This is a genomic window from Ewingella sp. S1.OA.A_B6, from assembly GCF_049889095.1.
In the GTDB taxonomy this organism is placed as follows: Bacteria; Pseudomonadota; Gammaproteobacteria; order Enterobacterales; family Enterobacteriaceae; genus Ewingella.
Window position 1 is genome coordinate 1 of sequence record NZ_JBLJFK010000024.1, and the last position, 5,230, is coordinate 5,230.

The window sequence follows — 5,230 nt, forward strand, 5'->3', positions numbered from 1 at the left end:
GCAGGAATATAACCAGTACCGGCCACATTCCTCGTTAAATAACCAGACTCCGGCAGAATTTATCCGAAGCCTGCAAACAGGCCCGGATCTCTGATTTATCCTGGCACCGATATTGGGAAGGGATCAAGTTCAACATATCCTCCATTAAGGAAAGTTGGCGTTGATCATATTCACTCAACTGAATCGCCACGGGTTTAACAGACACCTCAGAGTCATTTAAGATGACTTAAAAGAGAGGTGCCCATGAGCGGTAAACGTTATCCCGAAGAGTTCAAAATTGAAGCGGTCAAACAAGTTGTTGATCGCGGCCATTCCATCGCAAGCGTCGCCACCCGTCTTGATATCACCACGCACAGTCTCTATGCCTGGGTAAAAAAGTATGGCCCTGATTCATCAGCCACTAAAACGCAGTCCGATGCCCAGTCTGAGATCCGGCGACTTCAGAAAGAACTGAAGCGGGTTACTGACGAGAGAGACATACTAAAAAAAGCCGCTGTAGATTCAATTGGTCAACGCAACAGTCATGTGAAAACATGGGGTAGCGGAGGATTATTGAATGAAGCGTACATTTACGGCAGTAGAAAAAGAGTTTGTTTTCGACTCATGGAAGAACGGCATCGGCTTCAGTGACATTGCTAAAACCCTGGATTCTAAGCCCGGCACCATTTTCACTATTTTAAGAGACTCCGGGGGTATAAAGCCCAACGTACGTAAACGCGCTTCATCACATTTAACGTTATCTGAACGTGAAGAAATACGCGTTGGACTCTCCGCCAAAAAAAGTATCAGAGCTATTGCGCATTCTCTAAATGGTTCTGTCGCATTAAGATCTCGTCAGGTAACATGCTGTTTTTTTTGTAATGTTGCCTGACGATGTCTCTGATCCGAAAAGCCTTCAAACGCCTGCATTATCCTGCCGATGTTATCGCCCAGTGCGTCCGCTGGTATCTGGCGTATTCACTCAGCCTGCGCGATCTCGAAGAAATGATGACTGAGCGCGGTATCTCCGTTGACCATTCCACGCTTCATCGCTGGGTTATTCGCCTGGTGCCGTTACTGGACAAAGCGTTTCGTCGACATAAACGTTCCGTGGGCCGCCGCTGGCGAATGGATGAAACGTACATCAAAGTCAAAGCTCAGTGGAAGTATTTGTATCGTGCAGTCGATACGACGGGTCAGACCATCGACTTCCTGCTGACCGCCAAACGAGATGCTGCAGCGGCGCTACGTTTCTTTCGCAAGGCCATCCGGCACCAGGGCAAACCGGAGGTTGTCACCATTGATAAAAGCGGTGCCAACACGGCCGCGTTGACCACACTCAATGCTGATCAACCTGATGAAGAAGCCATCACCATCAGGCAGAGTAAGTACCTGAATAACCTTGTTGAACAAGATCATCGGAATATCAAACGGCGGATACGACCGATGCTGGGATTCAAATCATTTCGCCGGGCCCAAACGCTGCTGGCCGCTTAAATAACCGGCAACGCCTCTTTTGCTGATCTACCGCCGTTAATGCGACAGAACCGTTTTAAGCGTGGCAAAAGTCAGGGAGCGCCCCCCCTGCCCACTTATGCCTGTTTGCGTACTTCATCCAATAACTCGGGATGGTGATCGAGTACACGCAGTAGTTTGATGATAGAAGGGTGTGGCTGTGCCTTACCCTTTTCATAACGCGAAAAGGCATTCACGCCCCCACCAAAAATCTCGCTGGCCTCTTTCTGCGTGAGTTCAAGTTTTTTACGCACCTGAATGATGTACTCAGGTTCGATGGTTTCCGCGATGACTTGGGCCTTAAATGACTTCACCTTTACCATGTAGGCCATAGACTGCTCACGATCCATCACGACTTCACCACACGCCGGACAGTGGTCACCTTCTGCCTCGATAAGTGTTTTACGGCCACGGAATGAGTAAGGGACTTTCTTGATACCAAACTCAAGTTCTGCACCGCCACAAACGGAACATTTCATATTACTTCTCCTTGAATGAGACGATCAAAACACCGTCACTGACCGTTAGTTTTAGATAAACGTCACCACACGACAACTTCGGGTGGTATACGTCCTGCCAGACAGTATGATCATTATAGGTGGTCATACTTTTAAAAAAATCAGCTGCCGTCAATCCCAGGATCGCGCTGCACATATCATCAAATGTCAGCCCTAAATCATCTGCGCCGTTGAGCGCCGTATTAGTGGCTTTCACCATCCCTGCTGCAACAAGCCCCTGAACAATATGAAGGCGCGTATGTGGAGTTCTCTTTTCCATGTGCACCCGGATTATTGATTTTTGAGAGGTAATTATAACCTAAAAGGTTAATTTAGACCACAAATATAAGCTTTTAGGTTAGTTTTATCTGATGCTATCCCCAGCGTTGTTCGACGTGGTTCGCCTTCATGGCATTTATACGCCGCACGGCTAACAGAGCCATCATCTCGCATTCTGCCAGTGATTCGGCATCATGCAGTGCCTGCACGCCCGCAAAACCTGCCGACTCGGCAACGCGGGAATACAACGAAAACGCGTGAACCCGCTCAGGTTCCTTTAGCCGAAACGCATAAGCCTCTGGTCGTGGCAGGCAGCATTGGGGCGCCCTCGAACGTAGGCCGTGCGGATCTCCTCATCGCCGCGCGAATGGATCTCGATCGTCACATCGTTAAACGTCGTGTCCGTCGAATCCGCCTCCGCGCGGCCGATGAATTTGTTGCGTCATGGCGTAAATAGCTACAATGGCCGCAACAAATCCCGATGCTGCGCCGACGCCGAGTGCCCAGCGCGGCCCCAGATGGTCAGCCACCCAACCTACGATCGGTGCACCGATCGGCGTACCCCCGAGCGCAATGCCCACGCGCAGGGCCATCACCCGTCCCCGCATGGCAGGCTCCGTCGTGAGCTGCATCAAGCTGTTGGTCGCATTGGTAAAGGTTAAGGCGGCCATACTAATGATGACCAGAGCGCTGGCGAACAGCCAATAGTTCGGGGCGATGGCGGCCAACGTGCAACCGAGTCCGAATATAGCCGCACCGATCAGTAGTGACATGAACCTCGGTCGATCGCGACCGGCGGCAAGCAGTGCCGCTGTGATGGTACCGACAGCCATGATTGAGGATAGGAGGCAGTATCCACGTGCATCGGTGTGAAAAACACCGATGGCCATGGTTGAGATGAAAATCGGGAAATTCAGTCCGAATGTGCCAATCAGAAATAGCATGATCAGGATCGCCCGGAGGTCCGGTCGGGACCATACGTAGCGCAATCCCTCGCCGAGACTCCCCTTGGTCCGGCGCGCCCGTGCGCTCGCACGCAGACCGGAGGTACGCAGCAGAAACAAGGAGATCAACACCGCGATAAAACTGGTGCCGTTGAGTAAGAACGCCCAAGCAGCTTGCGCTGGTTGAAATGATCAGCCGCGAAACCGGTCCAGGGCAGCAGCAGGAGCTGCGGCCCAAACTGGAGCGCCATGACTGTGCCCACGGCCGAAGCGTTGTGATGCGTGAGTTGGGCGAGGACCAGCCAATCCTGGACGGTGCGCTGCATCCATGTCCCGACATTCGAGACCAGCGCGCCAGCCGCCCAAATGCGGTAGTTGACGTTCCTCAGCGAACGAAAGACGCCCGTTGCCGCTACACTCACGAATGCTCCGACTCTTGACTGCCGTTGAAACGAGCGAAATGTCGCGCGGAGAACAGCCCGATGGCGAGGATACCGAGCCCGAGCGCAAATACATCGCCTGTTATCTTCAATCCGAAATCACCGACTCGGCAGATGAGCACGTAGCCGACGACGATATTGAAGAATCCCCAGAGCACGTTTACGGTCGTTGAGGACAGGCCTTGTCCCGGCGGCTTCGCAAACGGACTCTGGAACGGCTTTCCCATCACGCCGCTGACAAAGTGCGGCACGGCGTTCGCGAGAAAGGCGCCGCCGAAGAAGTAGGACACGAGATGTAGCCATTCCATGTTCAGGCACTCCTTGTTCCAAGCAAATCGATGATGTCTCGCGCCGTGCCCGTTTCGCCGAGCTTCGGGAAGACGTGTTTGATGCTGTATTCATGAGCCTCGGGACACCCGTCCGTCATCGCGTCAACGGCCAAAGTGACGTTAAAGCCGTGCTCATACGCTTGTCGGGCTGTCGACTCGACGCCGGTTCCGGTGGCGACGCCGGTGACGACCACCTGGGTGACGCCCAGCGCCTTCAGCCGGTCCTCGAGGCCAGTGTTGACGAACGCACCCCAGGTCCGCTTCGTCACGACAATGTCGCCGGGCTGCGGGTCGAGTTCGGCAATCAGGTCGGTCCATCCGGCAGGAAACGGTTCGCTGCGTCGCGGCCGCTCTGTGCGGCCGGGTGCTCCACCGGCGACGTTAACCAGCACGACCGGCAAGCCGCGTTCACGAAACGTGTGGAGCAATGCACGAGAGCGCTCCACGACCTTGCCTATGGGGTGGATGAAAGGGGCGCCGACAAGACCTTTTTGCAGATCGACGACGATGAGGGCGGTGTTCGGATCGAGTGTGGTGAGAGCCATGTTTTTCCTTGAATGGGTCTGAGACTGTTTAGAAGTCCGCGAGCCGCTGTAGCAGTTTCACTGCAGCTGCGAGTGCGTCATGTTCCTGAGGCGACAGTTGCGCTTGCAAAGCACGGAGCAGCCAATCTTCTTTGGCGTCCCGGCTGGTCGTAAGGGTTTTTCGGAAAGTGGGGGTCAGGTCGATCAGGGTTTGCCGGCCATCGTTCGGATCGGACTCACCACAGACGGCCCCAATGGCCTCTAGACCGGCCACTGTGACGCGCATGGACTGCGGACGCACGCTCTCCGCCCGGGCAAGAGCGGAGACTGTTGCGGGTCCATCGCGATCGAGACGAAGGAGAACCGACTTCTGGGCAGAGGTGAAGTCGCCTGGATGTGCCTGTTCCCGTAACCGTCGAATCAGCTTGCCAACGGAAATGCGCAGTTCGCCGGCCAAGGCTGCTGACTGGTGGGGTTCGGACGTGTGTGATTGTTTTGTCATAAGGCGACAATAGCACACATACAGATAAACTGTACAGTTTATCTGTATGTATTGGGCAGGTTGGGTTGATCTCCTCTGATCTCCTCCCTGAAAGCAGTGCCAGTCTAAACTGAAGTATCCGGTCTTTCTTTCATCTCACTGAGAGGCATATCAACCATGAAAAAGACCCGTTATACCGAAGAACAGATAGCCTTTGCCCTTAAACAGGCCGAAACCGGCAC

General features: G+C 53.8%; 8 protein-coding genes and 3 pseudogenes. 3 read left to right on the top strand and 8 right to left on the bottom strand.

Annotation, left to right across the window (positions count from 1 at the left end; translation table 11 throughout):
• Window positions 1-243 precede the first annotated feature (243 nt).
• The 3 pseudogenes from ACMV8I_RS21185 to ACMV8I_RS21195 all read left to right on the top strand — a co-directional run.
• Window positions 244-492, top strand: a pseudogene (locus tag ACMV8I_RS21185) (transposase); the annotation flags it as partial.
• Between the two features lie 64 nt (window positions 493-556).
• Window positions 557-841 (top strand): annotated as a pseudogene (locus ACMV8I_RS21190) (helix-turn-helix domain-containing protein); the annotation flags it as partial.
• Window positions 842-873: 32 nt separating this feature from the next.
• Window positions 874-1,470, top strand: a pseudogene (locus ACMV8I_RS21195) (IS6 family transposase); the annotation flags it as partial.
• Window positions 1,471-1,571: 101 nt separating this feature from the next.
• Here ACMV8I_RS21195 and ACMV8I_RS21200 read toward each other — a convergent pair.
• The 8 genes from ACMV8I_RS21200 to ACMV8I_RS21235 form a co-directional block, all read right to left on the bottom strand.
• Window positions 1,572-1,973: a type II TA system antitoxin MqsA family protein gene (locus ACMV8I_RS21200; RefSeq protein WP_498867129.1), complete on the bottom strand. Its 402-nt coding sequence runs from the start codon at window positions 1,971-1,973 to the stop codon at window positions 1,572-1,574.
• Between the two features lies 1 nt (window position 1,974).
• Entirely contained in the window at window positions 1,975-2,271 is a 297-nt protein-coding gene (locus ACMV8I_RS21205; RefSeq protein WP_498867130.1) for a type II toxin-antitoxin system MqsR family toxin, read from the bottom strand.
• A 94-nt stretch (window positions 2,272-2,365) separates the two neighbouring features.
• Entirely contained in the window at window positions 2,366-2,518 is a 153-nt protein-coding gene (locus tag ACMV8I_RS21210; RefSeq protein ID WP_498867131.1) for a hypothetical protein, read from the bottom strand.
• A 141-nt stretch (window positions 2,519-2,659) separates the two neighbouring features.
• Window positions 2,660-3,346 (bottom strand): MFS transporter, encoded by a 687-nt coding sequence (locus tag ACMV8I_RS21215; protein ID WP_498867132.1) that lies wholly within the window; start codon window positions 3,344-3,346, stop codon window positions 2,660-2,662.
• Complete coding sequence (locus ACMV8I_RS21220; protein ID WP_498867133.1) at window positions 3,340-3,636, bottom strand: hypothetical protein; 297 nt, start codon at window positions 3,634-3,636, stop codon at window positions 3,340-3,342. The genes ACMV8I_RS21215 and ACMV8I_RS21220 overlap by 7 nt, the downstream gene beginning before the upstream one ends.
• Entirely contained in the window at window positions 3,633-3,962 is a 330-nt protein-coding gene (locus ACMV8I_RS21225; RefSeq protein WP_498867134.1) for a hypothetical protein, read from the bottom strand. The genes ACMV8I_RS21220 and ACMV8I_RS21225 overlap by 4 nt, the downstream gene beginning before the upstream one ends.
• Window positions 3,963-3,964: 2 nt before the next feature.
• Window positions 3,965-4,528, bottom strand: coding sequence for an isochorismatase family protein (locus ACMV8I_RS21230; RefSeq protein ID WP_498867135.1), 564 nt, complete (start codon window positions 4,526-4,528; stop codon window positions 3,965-3,967).
• A gap of 28 nt (window positions 4,529-4,556) precedes the next feature.
• Window positions 4,557-5,009 (bottom strand): MarR family winged helix-turn-helix transcriptional regulator, encoded by a 453-nt coding sequence (locus ACMV8I_RS21235; protein WP_498867136.1) that lies wholly within the window; start codon window positions 5,007-5,009, stop codon window positions 4,557-4,559.
• Between the last annotated feature and the right edge of the window lie 221 nt (window positions 5,010-5,230).